The organism is Shewanella alkalitolerans (assembly GCF_019457575.1).
GTDB lineage: Bacteria > Pseudomonadota > Gammaproteobacteria > Enterobacterales > Shewanellaceae > Shewanella > Shewanella loihica.
Genome location: NZ_CP080422.1, coordinates 4,423,445 through 4,438,996, shown reverse-complemented (window position 1 = coordinate 4,438,996; position 15,552 = coordinate 4,423,445). Strand labels below are relative to the sequence as shown.

Below are 15,552 nucleotides of genomic sequence, written 5' to 3'. Positions count from 1 at the left end.
GCTCTTAAGTCATAGGCGAAAGAGTACAGGCCTAAGGCGTTATCCAAAGCTAGCAGAGGGTGCCTGTCTGCTGGATCGGTATGATCCAGTAGCGACAGGGGTTGTGTTGGCACACCCTGGCGAGTTCGGCGAGCAGGGCCTGCTGCTGGCTGCCGGGGTGCATGATCTCGAACTTGCAGAACTCCCGATAGCCCTCCACCTGTTCCTTGATGTTGAAGTGGCTGTGCTCGCGGCTGAAGCCGCAGATATTGCCCAGGCTGAAGCCGGAGAGAAAATCCAGCTCGATTAGGGTGTCGACTATGTCGTCTTTAATATCGTTCTGGGCGATCAGCACCAGTAGTTGTTCACTGCTCATCGGCGTTTCTCCAGCCAGTAGTAGAGGATAGGCAACAGGTAGAGGGTGGTGATGGTGGAGGTCAGCAGGCCGCCTATCACCACTATGGCCAGGGGTTTCTGGATCTCGGCACCAGGGCCGGTGGCAAACACCAGCGGCATCAGGCCAAACATGGCGGTGGTGGCCGTCATCAGGATGGGGCGTAGGCGGCGCATGGCGCCCTGTTCCACCCGGGTTAGCAGGTCGCTAAACAGGTGGCGGGTCTGCTCATAGTAGCTGACCATTACCACGCCGTTGAGCACGGCTACCCCCAGGAGGGCGATGAAGCCCACCGACGCGGGGACCGACAGGTATTCTCCCGACAGGTAGAGGCTGACGATGCCGCCCATCATGGCGAAGGGCACGTTGGCCAGGATCAGCCCCGCCTTGGAGAGGGAGCCGAAGGTGGTGAAGAGGATCAGGGTGATCAGCGCCATGGCGATAGGGATCACCAGCAGCAGGTTGTTGGTGGCTCGCTGCTGATTCTCAAACTCGCCGCCGAAGCTGACGCTGTAACCGGCAGGCAGCTTGATCTGCTCGCCTATCTTGGCGTTAAGCTCCTCGACGAAGCCGACGATATCCCGTCCCTCGACGTTGGTGGTGATCACCGAGAAGCGATCCCCCTGTTCCCGCTCGATCAGTATCGGGCCCTCCTTATAGCTGAGCTTGGCCACATCGGTCAGGCGCCTGAGGGAGTGATCCGGCATCACCAGCAGCTGTTGCTTAAGCTCATTGATGCTACCAAGCTTACCCTCGCCGCTGGCGATCAGCACTGGGGTGCGCTTCTTGCCCTGCAGCACCTCGGTCACCGCCACCCCTTCGAGTTGGCTCTTAAGGTAGCGGGCAAACTCCATGGTGCTCATGCCGAAGCCTCTAGCCAGCTCGTTATCCAGGGTAAGGTTGATGAAGGGGCTGCCCTCAATAAGCGACATCTTCACATCCACGCTGCCGACTGTGGCGCTCACCAGTTGCTGGATCTCGCCGGTCAGTGTGCCCAGGGTGTCGATATCTGTGCCGAACACCTTGATGGCCACATCGCCTATGCTGCCGGTCAACATCTCGGAGACCCGCATCTGGATCGGCTGGGTGAAGTTAAAGTTAACCCCGGCGTATTGCAGCAGCTCGCCGCGAATCGCCTCGATCAGTTCGGCCTTGGTATCGAAGCGCCACTCGCTGCGCGGGGCCAGCTCGAGAAACACGTCCGTCTCGTTCAGCCCCATGGGATCCAGGCCTATCTCGTCGGCGCCGGTGCGGGCGACCATCTGTTTGATCTCCGGCACCTTGCTCAGCAGGGTCTGCTGTATCTGTTTGTCGATGGCGATGGAGGCCTCCAGCGAGATAGAGGGCGACTTCTCCAGCTGCAGAATGATATCGCCCTCATCCAGGGTGGGCATGAAGGTCTTGCCCACCAGGCTAAACAGCCCCAGGCTGACGATCAGCAGGCTGAAGGCGGTCAGCATAAAGCCTTTCTTCGCCTCGAAGGTGCGCTTCAGGCTGCCAAGGTAGGCGGCCTTGAGCTTCTCTATCGCCCTGGGCTCCTGGGCCGCCTTCTCGTTCACCAGATAGGAGGCGATCACAGGGATGACGGTGAGCGCCAGCACCAGGGAGGAGAGCATGGCAAACACTATGGTGACCGCAACCGGGGTAAACAGCTTGCCCTCCAGGCCGGTGAGGCTCAGCAGGGGCGAGAAGACTATGATGACTATGATGGTGCCCGAGACCACAGGGATGGCCACATCCTTGGTGGCGCGGAAGATAAGGTGCAGGCGCGGCAGTCGCTGCTTGGAGGCGATCTGATTCACCATGTTTTCGACCACCACCACAGAGGAGTCCACCAACATGCCTATGGCGATCACCAGGCCGCCCAGGCTCATCAGGTTGGCCGACAGGTCGAACAGATCCATCAGCAGGAAGGTCATCAGGGCCGCCAGCGGCAGCGACAGGGACACCACCAGGGCGGCGCGCACATTGCCCAGAAACAGTGCCAGCAGCACGATCACTAAGAGCACCGCCTCGAACAGGGCGCTGGAGATGGTGTCTATGGCGGTGTTGATCAGGTTGGCGCGATCGTAGAAGGTGTTGATCACGCTGCCCTCTGGCAGGCTGGTCTGGATCTGCGCTAGTTTCTGCTTAATGCCGTCGACAACTTGCGCCGTGTTAGTGTCTTTCAGGGCGATGATCAGTGCCTCGGCGGTCTCCTCGCCATCCTTGGTGACGGCGCCGTAGCGCGCCAGGTGGCCTATCTGGATCTCGGCCAGATCCTTAAGACGATAGACCTTGGCATCGTCGGCCTTCACCACGAGTTGTCCCAGCTCATCGATGTCGTCGATGCGGCCCTCGGCGCGCACGATAATGGTGTCTGTGCCTATGGTGAGCTTACCTGCGCCCTCGTTGTGGTTGTTGTCCTTGATCGCTTGCTGCAGATCCGCAAAGCCTATGCCGGCCGCCGCCATGGCCGCCGGGTTGGGATTGATGCTGAAGCTCTTGGCATAGCCGCCGAGAATGTTAACGTCGGCCACCCCGGGCACAGTGCGCAGCAAGGGACGCACCTCCCACTCCAGTAGCTGCCTGCGCTCCATCAGCGACAGGTTGGGGTTTTCCAGGGAGAACATGAAGATCTCGCTCAAGGGAGTACTCATGGGGGCAACACCGCCGGAGACCCCTTCAGGGAAGCTGTCCCACACGGCGGCCAGGCGTTCGCTCACCTGCTGTCTCGCCCAGTAGATGTCTGTGCCTTCGGCGAAATCCAGGGTGATGTCACTGATGGCGTACTTGGTGGTCGAGCGCAGAATCGCCTGATTGGGGATCCCAAGCAGCTCTGTCTCTATGGGCACAGTGATCTGCGCCTCTATCTCTTCGGGCGTCATGCCCGGCGCCTTGAGGATGATCTTCACCTGGGTGGGCGAGATATCGGGAAAGGCATCTAAGGGGATCGCCAGCCAGGCCTTGCCGCCGGCGGCCATCAAAATGGCGGCGACGATCAGCACAAACAGGCGCTGGGTGAGGGAGAAGCGTATTACCGAGGTCAGCATCTTATTCGCCCCCTAGGCCGAGCATGATCCCTTTTACCGCCGCCACAGACTGCGACAATACCTGCATCTGGCTCAGATCCAGGTCGCTGGCGACTATGTACTGCTCAGGCGTCGATCCCAAAATTTCTATGGTGACCGCCTCGAGCTGGCTCGCCTGCTGGGTAAATACCTGACTCTCCTGCTCCCAGCTGAAGACGCTGTGCTTGGGCAGCAGGTAGACGGCCTTTTGATACTCGGGTATCACAGTTATCTGCTGTCCCAGCAACAAGTTACAGCCTTGAGGAACCGGCTCCGACCAGGCGTTGATAAAGGCGCCGTCGGCGATGGCCGACTGGGCATCTATGGTGAGGTGACAGGCATTGATGTTGATTGCCGACAGCGAGGCCGACTGGCTCATGGGCACATTGACCCTGACGCGAATGGCATCGCTGGGCACCAGAGAGAAGAGCTGTGTGCCGGCGTGGTAGGGGGTGTCGAGCTGATTGAGTTTGACGATACCGGCCACGGGCGCGCCTATGGTCAGCGATTCGCTGGCCTCATCCTTGGCGAGCACCATGGCCATGAAATGCTGCATATGCTCATATTCGAGGTGGCTGGCAAAATAGTCCTGGCTGATCTCGCGCCACTTGTCGGCGCTTATGCTGCCGTTCTTCAGCAGCGGGCGGTTACGATCGTAACGCTGCTTCGCCAGTTGATACAGGCTGCTGGCGGCCTCGACTTGGGCCAGGAAGTGGAATACCTCTGGGCCGGTCAGCCTGGCGATGGCCTGGCCTTGGGTGACGGGCTGGCCTTGGCCCACCAGGAAGGTGACCTGCTGAATATTTTCCGGCGTGCTGACCCAGTAATCGTTGCCGGGTAGGCGGGCGACCTGGGCGGGCAGGGCGCTGCCCTCGTAGCTGGCCACCTTCTGCGGCTGCACATAGCTTAAGGCAAGCTTGCCTAGGGTCTCTAAGCTTAATGGCTCGGCCTGAGCGGGATGCATAAGGCTGGCGGAGAGAAATGCGGATAAACAGAGGAGGCTGGCACCATACTTGGCCGTCATAATGAGATTCCTAAGGCTTGTAGTTGCTGAGAATGGAGTTGTTGTTGGCTGACCCGATTTAGCGCCAGGCGTGATTCGGTATCCAGCGCATCCATGTAGCGGCGCAGCCAGATCTCATAGCTCACCTGGTTCTGGTCTTTCACCTTGGCCAGCTCTTCGGTGATGGTGCGGCTCAGGGAGAGCCCCTGTTTCAAAAGTGCTTGCTGCTGGCTGAGGGTCTCTTGTTGCTTGGCTAGCTTCTCCGCCTGAGTCTTGAGTTGTAGATAGGTGCGATCGCTTTGCAGCATCTGCTCCTGATTGGTCTGTTGCCAGCTGGCGAGGTCACTCTGGGACAGGGCAGAGCTGACCCCCAGGGGGACAGTGATCCCCAACCCCAGCTGATTGTCGTCGAGCTGGTCGTCGGCGGTGCGCTTGGCGGTGAGTGAGAGGGTCCAGGGATCTTGTGTGCCCGCCTGCTGACGCTCGATCAGCAGACGCGCCTGTTGCTGCTGTAGTCGCTGCAGCTGCCACAGGGGGTGCTGGGCCAGTTGGTTGTCGAACTCGGACACCTGCCGCAGCTCGGCGCTTGGCTCATCATCGATGGATTCGGGTGGCAGTTGCTGGCCCGTGAGACGGTAAAACAGCGAGACCGCCTCGGCCTGTTGCTGTTTAAGCTGGATCTGCTGCAGGTCGATATCAACCTGTTCGCGCTCGAGTAGCAGCAGGTTGGCCACAGGCAGCTCGCCCACGTCGGTGAGGCGCTTCTGCTGTTGATGCAGCTTATCCAGCAGCTTACGTTTGCGCTCCAGCTGGGCCAGCTTGACGCTGGCAAGACGATAGTCCCAGATGCTTTGGCGGATCAGCCCGGAGAGGTAGAGATTCTGCAGCGCCTGCTGCTGGCTATTGATGGCTTGGGACAACTGCTTGATCTGGCTGTCGCTGTCGTAGGCGCCGGGGGACTTTAATGGCAAATTGAGCGACACCTCCTGCTCGTAGCTGTTACCATTGTCCAGGCTACCCAGATGGCTCAGGCTGATGCTGGGGAGCCCCATCAACCAGCTTGAGCTGCTTAGTTGCTGGGCGCGTTCATCCTCGACGACGGGAGCCTGGGCGCTGGCATTGGGAAGCCGCGACTTACTGATCTTCAGCAGGTGGTGGAGTTGATGTGTCGAGGCCGCATAGCCAAAGAAACTACTGCTACTTAATGCGGTCAACAGACATATCTTGATACAAGACTTAACGACGGACATAAGCGATTTCTGTGGTATTAAAGTGTGCCGTCAGTCTAGTGATTGTGCCGCGCCTGTCTTGAGGGAGATGTATCATAAAGCGGCCTATGGTACATATGTACCATAAGTTAACTTATTGATTTTGTGTTGCTTCGCTTTTTTGTATTATCGGAATTTGGCTGTAGATTTGCCTGTGGATTTTGGCTGTCTGGCGCGTAATTGAGTGTGGACAGGCCCGTGTTAGGAGTAGGAATATCCATGAAAAAGGATCTGGTTATCATCACCCTCTTGGTGCTTATCATGTTGTTTAAGCTGGTGGATATTGTCGCCGACGTGCAACTGGAGATCCCCGCCTGGCATATCGCCCAGGAGAGTGTCTTGGTGCTGCTGACCGTGATCGCCACCCTCTACCTGAGCCGCGACTTAATGCGCCGCTCCCGTCAGGTCAAGGCACTGGCCCACAGGCTCGCCCAGGCCGACAAGCAGATAGATAACCTATCTACTCAGATGCGCGCCGCCCGCCAGGAGTATAGCCAGGCGGTGGCCAGCCAGTTCGATACCTGGGGCTTCACCAAGAGCGAGCAGCAGGTGGCGTTTTTGATCCTCAAGGGGCTCAGCTTTAAGGAGATCGCCGAGGTGCGCCAGACCAAGGAGAAGACGGTGCGCCAGCAGGCCTCCACCATCTATGGTAAGGCCGAGGTGGATGGCCGCCACACCTTCTGCGCCTGGTTTATGGAAGACTTCATTCAAGATCACAACCAGGACCTGGCCAACAACGAGGCGGCTTAATGATCGCTTGAGAGCGTGGATTTTGCAGCTGCTCTGTGTGTCGACCTGTCTTTGTCTGTTTGCTATCTTCTGAGTGACCCATGATTGCCTTTGGTTGTTGGAGCTTAAGGCAAGGTTTGTCTAGGTACTCGTCGACATGGCAACGGCCTACAATGTGAGCCCGGCACTGTTTATTTGCGCCTAATCGGCGTAACTTGAGGTGATGATCCTTGTGTGAGGTTTTTATGGCGAACCCAATCCAACTCGAATCTGAGATCACTTGTCCCCACTGCGGTCACAAGCGTGTGGAGACCATGCCTCAGGACGCCTGCCAGTTCTTCTACGAATGCCTAGGCTGCCACGAGATTCTTAAACCCCTCCCCGGCGACTGCTGCGTCTTCTGCTCCTACGGCACGGTGAAGTGTCCGCCAATACAACTTGGCGGGTGTTGTCAGGGGAGGTCTTCTTGAGACCCAGAATGGTGGGGATTAGCGCGGGCTCTCTTTAATAACGGTTTGGAACTGAGCCTGTGAGGTAAAGAGCAAATTATTAACTTTGCGCTGAGTTGTCATTTTTATAGGTAATTGTAAATCTTACCATAATTGCTGTTAATCGCCTGCCGCGGGTGCGGTATAGGGATATACAAATGTCGTGATCGCATGGATGCGATGGAACGACCGTATGTGCAGGTACGTCTTCGGCCCTATTTTTGATACCCTCAAACAGACCTACACACCTTATCCAACGCCTCTTCGATTAACTTTCTTAACCGATTGATAATAAGTGAGAAGATTTAATATTTTTGCTGGGTAGAGACATAACATCAGTTATTTTCATTTTTGGACCAATCCTATGTAGACTAAGATGAAAACTTTTACTGAGAGTTGATACTCACAGGAATCGCGTAAGTAATTAAGGAGTTTGTATGGCTTGGACTTGCCAAAATTGTATGACAGAGATCGACGATGATGATTTCGAAGTTTGTTGGAATTGCAGTTGCGAGAGAGGAAAGACGATTGCAAAGGTCAGCACGTCATTGGATTGCTTACGCTGTAACACGTCATTGACCTTTATCGGTACCAAAGAGTTTCATGAAGGAGTGCGCTGGGGCGTATTGGGAAACCTAGCTGAGTTCTTTGTGAACAAAGAAAGCCTGGATATGTTTGCTTGTAAAAGTTGCGGTAAAGTCGAATTCTTCCTAGCTGGCTCTCATGAAACCACTTAAATATGAGTGAGTTTACCCCAGTTTTTCACCCATTAAGCCAAATCGAAGAGACAGATGACCGGGTGTAAGCACGCTTTTGGCCTTCGGTGGCATGGATGCCACCGCAGAGCCCCCAGGGATGGGCTTGCTGCGTGCCAAAAGAGTGCTTGCACATGAGCCCACCGCAGGTGATAGGTTGCCCAAGAGTTATGGTTTTCAAACACCTATCAAATGAAAAATTTGGCTCAGGAGCCAGCCCAAATGATGAGTACGCCTCATCGCTCAGGCGGCCTAACATCTTTACTGATGAACCAAGTTCCCGTTTTTCACCACTTCCTTACACACATCTACCCCATAACTGTAGGCCAGTGTCGCTGGAGTGGTGATATCCCACAGGCAGAAATCGGCCTGCATGCCAGGTTTGAGTACGCCGACAGTGGCCTCGACTCCCAGCGCCTTGGCGGCATTGCGGGTCATGCCCGCCAGTGCCTCTTCAGGGGTGAGGCGGAACAGGGTGCAGCCCATGTTGAGCATCAGCAGGCTGGAGCAGAGCGGCGAAGAGCCAGGGTTATAGTCGCTGGCCAGCACCATGGGCACACCGTATTGACGTAGCAGGTCGATAGGCGGCATCTGGGTTTCCCGCAGGAAGTAGAAGGCGCCGGGGAGCAGGGTGGCGCAGGTGCCGCTCTCGCTCAGGGCCTTCACGCCCGCCTCGTCTAGGTATTCGATATGGTCCACCGACTTGGCGCCCAATTTGGCCGCCATGGCCGAACCGCCCAGGTTAGAGAGCTGCTCGGCGTGCAGCTTGATATCCAGTCCGGCCGCTTTGGCGGCGCTCAGCACCCGCTCTGTCTGCTCCAGGCTGAAGGCGATGTTTTCACAGAAGACGTCCACGGCATCGGCCAAGTCTTCGTTAATTACAGCAGGCAGCATCTCGTCGATCACCAGGTCCACATAGGCGTCGCTGTCGTCCTTGTACTTGGGCGGAATGGCGTGGGCGCCGAGGAAGGTGGTTTTCACATCCACATGATGATGCTTGCCCAGCTCACGGGCGACCCTGAGGAGTTTGAGCTCAGTCTCTGTGTCCAGACCGTAGCCGGATTTTATCTCGACCGTGGTCACCCCTTCTTTGGCGAGGGCATTGAGGCGTTGGCGTCCCAGTTCGAACAGCTCGGCCTCGCTGGCCTCGCGACAAGCCTTGACCGTGCTGATGATGCCGCCGCCGGCGCGGGCGATCTCTTCATAGCTGGCACCTTGCAGGCGCAGCTCAAACTCGTTGGCGCGGTTGCCGGCAAATACCAGATGGGTGTGGGCGTCGATAAGGCCCGGGGTAAGCCAGCCGCCCTTGCCTCTGTAAACCGGCGTTGACAAGACATCGAACTCGGGTAGCTCGCTACGGGGACCCATCCAGGCGATCTTGCCTTCCTTGACGGCGATGGCGGCATCGGTGATCGCACCGTAAGGCGCTGAAATTTCAGGGTCCATAGTAGCGATGTTGACGTCAATCCAAACCTGATCCCAAGACATGATGTTTCCCTCGACTGGCGCGCCCTAACGGTGGCGGCAATAAATTTATGTGAGCTAGCTTGTATTTACTTGTATATACAAGCTAGGATTATAGCGGTAATTTTCAGCATTTGAAAAGTGTAATCGAGTTTGCGGCGATGCCTGGGAAGTAATCATCACCCGGGTCGCCCACAGAGGAGCAGAGATGGCGACGCCCAAGTTTGCAGAGATCAAACAGTTTATCTTGACCAAGGTGGAGTCCGGCGAGTGGCAGCATCATAGCCGCGTGCCGTCGGAGAACCAGCTGGCCGAGCTGTTTACCTGTAGCCGCATGACGGCGCGGCGCGCCCTGACCGAGCTGACCGAGTCCGGCGTGCTCGAGCGCTCCCAGGGGCTGGGCACCTTCGTGGCCGGGCTTAAGTCGCAATCCTCCATGATGGCGATCCGCAACATCGCCGACGAGATCAAGGACAGGGGTCATGGTTACAGCGTGGAGCAACTTGAGTTGACCCTAACCCAGGCCACGGCGCAGATCGCCATCGCCTTGGGACTCGAGGAGGGCAGCGAGGTGTTCTACTCGGTACTGGTGCACTGCGAGCAGGGGACACCGCTGCAGCTGGAGGAGCGCTTCGTTAACCCCCAGCTGGTGCCCGACTATCTGGCCCAGGATTTTAGCCTGCAGACGCCCCACGAATATCTCTCCTTCGTGGCGCCGCTCACCGAGGCCCGCCACACCATAGAGGCCGTGGTGGCCGACGATATTCAGCGCGAGCGATTGCAGATAACCCAAAGCGAGCCTTGCCTGCAGATCCTGCGTCGCACCTGGTCCCGTCAGGGGGTGGTGAGTTTCGCTCGCCTGCTGCATCCGGGCAGCCGTTTCCGCCTCGGCGGACACCTGACCTTTAACCGGTAAGGCGATAAACCCATTTGGGAACGGCCTGTTTCCCTTAGCAGCACTTAGGCTGCAATAGGTAATAAGTCACTGAATAAAGATAAAAATAATGTCATCGAGACAGCAAATTGAGGTAAGCAAGAATGGATAAGAGACACGACCCTAGCCGTCGCATCATAGCGCCACATGGCACTACGCTGAGCTGTAAGAGCTGGCTCACCGAGGCGCCGATGCGCATGCTGATGAACAACCTGCACCCAGATGTCGCCGAGCGTCCGGAAGACCTGGTGGTCTACGGCGGTATCGGCCGTGCGGCCCGTGACTGGCAATGCTATGACAAGATAGTTGAGGTGCTGCAGCGTCTCGAAGAAGACGAGACCCTGCTGGTACAGTCGGGCAAGCCTGTGGGCGTGTTCAAGACCCACAGCAATGCGCCGCGCGTCATCATCGCCAACTCTAACCTGGTGCCACACTGGGCCAACTGGGAACACTTCAACGAGCTGGATAAGAAGGGCCTGGCCATGTATGGCCAGATGACTGCCGGTTCTTGGATCTATATCGGCTCTCAGGGCATAGTCCAGGGCACCTACGAGACCTTCGTGGCCATGGCCAAGCAACACTTTGGCGGAGATGCCAGCGGCAAGTGGATCCTCACCGGCGGCCTAGGCGGCATGGGTGGCGCTCAGCCACTGGCCGGCACTATGGCGGGCTACTCTGTACTGGCCTGTGAGGTGGACGAGACACGCATCGACTTCCGTCTGCGTACCCGTTATGTGGACAAGAAGGCCACTAGCCTGGATGAGGCGCTGGCGATGATCGACGAAGCTAACAAGAGCGGCAAGCCAGTGTCTGTCGGCCTGCTCGCCAATGCCGCCGACATCTTCGCCGAGCTGGTAGAGCGTGGCATCACCCCGGATGTAGTGACCGATCAGACCTCGGCCCATGACCCACTAAACGGCTACCTGCCACAGGGCTGGACTTTAGAACACGCCGCCGAGATGCGCAAAAAAGATGAGGCGGCCGTGGTCAAGGCGGCCAAGCAGTCGATGGCGGTACAGGTGAAAGCCATGCTGGCCCTGCAGGCGGCTGGCGCGGCCACCACAGATTATGGTAACAACATTCGTCAGATGGCGTTCGAAGAGGGCGTGGAAAATGCCTTCGACTTCCCAGGCTTCGTGCCCGCCTATGTGCGTCCACTCTTCTGCGAAGGCATAGGTCCCTTCCGCTGGGCGGCGCTCTCTGGCGATCCGGAAGATATCTACAAGACAGATGCCAAGGTGAAGGAGCTGATCCCAGACAACCCACACCTGCACAACTGGCTGGACATGGCGCGCGAGCGCATCGCCTTCCAGGGTCTGCCGGCACGTATCTGCTGGGTCGGCCTGAAAGACAGGGCGCGTCTGGCTAAGGCCTTCAACGAGATGGTGAAAAACGGCGAGCTGTCGGCGCCAATCGTGATCGGTCGCGACCACCTGGATTCAGGCTCTGTGGCCAGCCCTAACCGTGAGACCGAATCTATGCTTGACGGCAGCGATGCGGTATCGGATTGGCCGCTGATGAACGCCCTGCTTAACACGGCAAGCGGCGCGACCTGGGTGTCTCTGCACCATGGCGGCGGCGTCGGCATGGGCTTCAGCCAGCACTCGGGTGTGGTGATCGTTGCCGATGGTACCGACGAAGCCGAGGCGCGTCTGGGCCGTGTGCTGTGGAACGACCCGGCCACCGGCGTGATGCGTCATGCGGATGCGGGCTATGAGATCGCCAAGCAGTGCGCCAAGGAGCAGGGCCTGGATCTGCCCATGCTCGACCTATAAAAACAATAAGAACAAGAGGTTGTAATAATGAGTCATCTAGTATTAAAGCCAGGCACCCTGAGCCTGGCACAGCTAAGAGCCATCAGCCGTGGCAAGGTGAGCCTGGAGCTGTGTGATAGCGCGGTTGCCGACATCAACACCAGTGCCGGTCTGGTACAGAAGGTGCTTGACGAAGGCCGCACCGTCTATGGCATCAACACAGGTTTCGGTCTGCTGGCCAACACTAAAATTGGTGAGCAAGATCTGCAGCTGCTGCAGCGCTCTATCGTGTTGTCACACGCCGCCGGTACCGGCCAGTATATGCAAGACGCGACCGTGCGCCTGATGATGGTGCTGAAGATCAACTCCCTGAGTCGTGGCTTCTCAGGTATTCGTCTCGAGGTGATCAATTTCCTGATCGCCCTGGTGAACGCCGAAGTCTACCCATGCGTGCCCGAGAAGGGCTCGGTAGGCGCCTCGGGCGACCTGGCGCCGCTGTCACACATGTGTCTGCCGCTGCTGGGCGAAGGTGAGATGAGCTACAAGGGGCAGATCATCTCGGCCGCCGAAGGTCTGGAGATCGCTGGCCTTAAGCCAATCGAACTGGCGGCGAAGGAAGGTCTGGCGCTGCTCAACGGTACCCAGGCTTCTACAGCGCTGGCGCTGGAAGGTCTGTTCAACGCCGAAGATCTGTTTGCGGCCAGCTCGGTGATCGGCGCCATGAGCGTCGAGGCCGCCATGGGCAGCCGTAGCCCGTTCGACCCACGCATCCATGCGGCCCGTGGTCAGAAGGGTCAGATCGACTCGGCCACCGTGTTCCGTCACCTGCTGGGTGAAGAGTCTGAGATCAGCCTAGATCACATCAACTGTGAGAAGGTGCAGGATCCCTACTCGCTACGTTGTCAGCCACAGGTGCTGGGTGCCTGTCTGACTCAGATCCGTCACGCCGCAGAGGTGCTGGCCACCGAAGCCAACGGCGTAACCGATAACCCACTGGTGTTCCAGGATACCGGCGACATCATCTCCGGCGGTAACTTCCACGCCGAGCCTGTGGCCATGGCGGCGGATAACCTGGCGATTGCTTTGGCCGAGCTGGGCTCCATCGCCGAGCGTCGTATCGCCCTGCTGATCGATTCTAACCTCTCTAAGCTGCCACCATTCTTGGTGGAGAACGGCGGGGTGAACTCAGGTTTCATGATCGCTCAGGTGACTGCGGCGGCCCTGGCCTCTGAGAACAAGACCTACGCCCATCCAGCCTCGGTCGACAGTCTGCCGACCTCGGCCAACCAGGAAGATCACGTCTCTATGGCGACCTTCGCGGCCCGTCGTCTGCGCGACATGTCGGAAAACACCCGTGGCGTACTGGCAGTTGAACTGCTGGCGGCGGCTCAGGGCCTGGATTTCCGCGCACCGCTGCAGCCTGCGACGGCCGTGGCTAAGGCTAAGGCCGAGCTGCGTGAGGTGGTGGCCTACTATGATAAGGACAGATTCTTCGGTCCGGATATCGAGGCGGCTACCGACCTGCTGCTGAGCGCCAGCTACAACCAGTATCTACCGGCTGGCGTGCTACCTAGCCTCTAGTGGAAATGTTGTGAGCGAAAAGGGCCTTAGGGCCCTTTTTTATTGGCTGGCGTATAGGGCCAACTAGGATAGGTATTAGTCCATAAGTCTGTGTTGCCATGGGGACGCTATCCCGTTAGCGTAGAAGGCCAATTTGTCGAGGAGTTTACTATGCAGGGAATCGCCTTTCAGGATGCCTACCCGGATGACCTGAGCCACTGCTATGGCTGTGGACGCAACAACGAGCAGGGGCATCAACTCAAGAGTTATTGGCGCGGCGAGCAGACCATAGCCCACTTTATGCCCAAGCCCTTTCATACGGCGATCCCAGGCTTCGTCTATGGCGGCCTTATCGCTTCGCTTATCGATTGTCACGGTACGGGCAGTGCAAGCGCCGCCGCCCAGCGAGCGCTCGAACAGGCGGGGGAGCAGCTGGATGAGCCGCCAAGATTTGTCACCGCCGCCCTCAACATAGACTACCTGGCGCCGACCCCCATGGGCGTGGAGCTGGAGCTTGTCGGTGAGATCAAAGAGGTGAAGCCCCGCAAGGTGGTGGTGGAGATTGCCCTGTCGGCAGACGGTAAGCTGTGTGCCCGCGGCCATATGGTGGCGGTCAAGATGCCAGAGACCATGGCCGCTACGTACGCATAAAAAAACAGGCCATTCAGGCCTGTTTTTTTATGTTTGAATGGCGCTGAGTTAGCGCGAGCTCATGTCGATGATCTTCAGCGTCATCAGCTCCTTGCTCCATCGGGCCTTGTCTATGCCTTCGATCCAGAAGGTCTCGCTGTCGCGGGTCTGTCCCTTACGCAGATAGGTCTCCGGTACGCGGAAAATAGCCTGCCAGACGTTGACCGTCTCTGTCTTGATCAGTTCGCCCGAGTCGGCATATAGGCCGATCTCCATCTCGATGATCACATAGTTCTCTTCGCTGTTGCTGCTGAGCTCGAAGTTGAGACCCAGGCGCCCCTTGCTGTCCCACTGGCTCTTGAGGTAGCTCACCTTGGCGCCACCCTTGGCGGTGGAACGCAGCAGGTTGGCGTGATCCATGGCCGATGCCGTCATGGCGCCGCCAACGACTGGGCCGCTGGCGATCACCACAGGCTGCACCTTGGCAACGGGCTGACTGGCCTGTTCGGCTTGTGTGATGGCCTGAGTATTGGCTTGTGTATTAGCCTGTGTCTGGACTGTCTCTGTCCTTTGGCTTTCTATCGCCTGGCCTTCAGTTGTGGCAGAGATCTGGGGCGTCAGGAACACATATTCCCAGGTGAAGTCGGCGTTGAGTCTGACGGTGGCGCCATTTTCCAGGGTGATCAGCGCGACGGCATCGTCAGCCTTATCGGCTGCAAAGGCGGGAGCCATCAGGAGGAAGAGGGCCATGATGGCGCAGCTTTGTAGTGCTTTATACATTGAATTTAACCAGTTTTAGCGGTTTGTCTGTGGCCTCTAGCATAGTCAAACTCGCGCTAAATTCCTATATGCCTGGGTCGCGATTAGTGGATTTTAGTTGCTGTAGCCCAGGCTGAAGATTGCCGACTGGCTGCCCGAGTCATAACCCAGGCCAAGCACCAGATGACGGCCAAGTCGATAGCGGACCCCGAGCTCGCCGCCCCAGCGGGTCTCCCGCTCCGTCTCCCAAGTGGGCTTACCGTCGACGATGCGCGGCGAGATATTGTTGGTGTAAGAGTATTCCTGGGTGTAGGCGCTGGCGCCGCCGTAGAGGCTGAGGCTGTCTGTGAGTCCGTAGCTGAGGCCGAACCGCCACAGCTTGTCCTGGGAATAGGCCTCGCTGGGCGCCTCCACTTCTATGTCCCGTTTCTGGCTCTGGGCATAGCCCAGATAGTAGCCCCAGTTGGCATAATTCCTGTCATAATGGCTGGGTGCCAGGGTGATACCATAGAGCGCCGACTCGGCCGGAATATAATCCAAGGTGATGGCCGTCTTGGGGCTTGGCCCCTGGGTTTGGTCTGCCGCCAACAGGGGGCTGGCGCCGACGAGCAAGACGGCACCGAGTAGAGGCTTTAGCATAATTTTCTCCATCATCACGGGACAATGGATTGTTGAGAATCTCTGTATTACAGTCAATCAGATGGGCTAAAATAGCTTTTAAAATAGGTAGTTGTATCGCTTTTGTTGGTGTGCTGAAATGGCCTTGTTGCAGGCTCATTATCTGA

General features: G+C 57.7%; 13 protein-coding genes. 6 read left to right on the top strand and 7 right to left on the bottom strand.

All coding sequences use genetic code 11. The features are described from left to right. Positions 1 to 49: 49 nt before the first annotated feature. From K0J45_RS19300 to K0J45_RS19285, 4 genes are read right to left on the bottom strand one after another with little or no spacing between them, the layout of a single operon-like run. A complete protein-coding gene (locus K0J45_RS19300) occupies positions 50 to 355 on the bottom strand; it encodes a DUF3240 family protein (protein WP_220043739.1) in 306 nt (101 codons plus the stop codon). Beyond that, the gene (locus tag K0J45_RS19295) at positions 352 to 3,405 is read right to left on the bottom strand and encodes an efflux RND transporter permease subunit (protein ID WP_220043738.1); all 3,054 of its coding nucleotides are present in this window, start codon (positions 3,403 to 3,405) and stop codon (positions 352 to 354) included. The genes K0J45_RS19300 and K0J45_RS19295 overlap by 4 nt, the downstream gene beginning before the upstream one ends. A 1-nt stretch (position 3,406) precedes the next feature. Continuing rightward, the gene (locus tag K0J45_RS19290) at positions 3,407 to 4,447 is read right to left on the bottom strand and encodes an efflux RND transporter periplasmic adaptor subunit (protein WP_220043737.1); all 1,041 of its coding nucleotides are present in this window, start codon (positions 4,445 to 4,447) and stop codon (positions 3,407 to 3,409) included. Then, a complete protein-coding gene (locus tag K0J45_RS19285; RefSeq protein WP_220043736.1) occupies positions 4,444 to 5,676 on the bottom strand; it encodes a TolC family protein in 1,233 nt (410 codons plus the stop codon). Before K0J45_RS19285 ends, K0J45_RS19290 begins: the two co-directional genes overlap by 4 nt. A gap of 237 nt (positions 5,677 to 5,913) precedes the next feature. Here K0J45_RS19285 and K0J45_RS19280 point away from each other — a divergent pair, with 237 nt between their 5' ends. Both K0J45_RS19280 and K0J45_RS19785 read left to right on the top strand, forming a co-directional pair. Beyond that, complete coding sequence (locus K0J45_RS19280; RefSeq protein ID WP_220043735.1) at positions 5,914 to 6,444, top strand: helix-turn-helix transcriptional regulator; 531 nt, start codon at positions 5,914 to 5,916, stop codon at positions 6,442 to 6,444. 224 nt (positions 6,445 to 6,668) lie between these two features. After that, on the top strand, positions 6,669 to 6,893 hold the full coding sequence (locus tag K0J45_RS19785; protein WP_258406731.1) for a GDCCVxC domain-containing (seleno)protein: 225 nt from the start codon (positions 6,669 to 6,671) through the stop codon (positions 6,891 to 6,893). Between the two features lie 1,034 nt (positions 6,894 to 7,927). Here K0J45_RS19785 and hutI read toward each other — a convergent pair. Further along, a complete protein-coding gene (gene hutI / locus K0J45_RS19275) occupies positions 7,928 to 9,154 on the bottom strand; it encodes an imidazolonepropionase (protein WP_220043734.1) in 1,227 nt (408 codons plus the stop codon). Between the two features lie 184 nt (positions 9,155 to 9,338). On the opposite strand from hutI, the gene hutC reads away from it, so the two are divergent. The 4 genes from hutC to K0J45_RS19255 all read left to right on the top strand — a co-directional run bounded on the left by hutC (position 9,339) and on the right by K0J45_RS19255 (position 14,029). After that, positions 9,339 to 10,046, top strand: a complete 708-nt coding sequence (gene hutC / locus K0J45_RS19270) for a histidine utilization transcriptional repressor HutC (RefSeq protein WP_220043733.1) — start codon at positions 9,339 to 9,341, stop codon at positions 10,044 to 10,046. Positions 10,047 to 10,168: 122 nt separating this feature from the next. Then, complete coding sequence (gene hutU, locus K0J45_RS19265) at positions 10,169 to 11,839, top strand: urocanate hydratase (protein WP_220043732.1); 1,671 nt, start codon at positions 10,169 to 10,171, stop codon at positions 11,837 to 11,839. Positions 11,840 to 11,866: 27 nt separating this feature from the next. Next, positions 11,867 to 13,399 (top strand): histidine ammonia-lyase, encoded by a 1,533-nt coding sequence (gene hutH, locus K0J45_RS19260; RefSeq protein WP_220043731.1) that lies wholly within the window; start codon positions 11,867 to 11,869, stop codon positions 13,397 to 13,399. 150 nt (positions 13,400 to 13,549) lie between these two features. Next, positions 13,550 to 14,029: a PaaI family thioesterase gene (locus K0J45_RS19255; protein ID WP_220043730.1), complete on the top strand. Its 480-nt coding sequence runs from the start codon at positions 13,550 to 13,552 to the stop codon at positions 14,027 to 14,029. Positions 14,030 to 14,077: 48 nt separating this feature from the next. Here the strand turns inward: K0J45_RS19255 and K0J45_RS19250 are convergent, their stop codons facing one another. Together K0J45_RS19250 and K0J45_RS19245 are read right to left on the bottom strand one after the other, a co-directional pair. Then, positions 14,078 to 14,788 carry a DUF3157 family protein gene (locus K0J45_RS19250; RefSeq protein ID WP_220043729.1) on the bottom strand — a complete coding sequence of 237 codons (711 nt, stop codon included), beginning with the start codon at positions 14,786 to 14,788 and terminating at the stop codon, positions 14,078 to 14,080. 93 nt (positions 14,789 to 14,881) lie between these two features. Continuing rightward, positions 14,882 to 15,406 (bottom strand): outer membrane beta-barrel protein, encoded by a 525-nt coding sequence (locus tag K0J45_RS19245; RefSeq protein ID WP_220043728.1) that lies wholly within the window; start codon positions 15,404 to 15,406, stop codon positions 14,882 to 14,884. Positions 15,407 to 15,552: the final 146 nt, after the last annotated feature.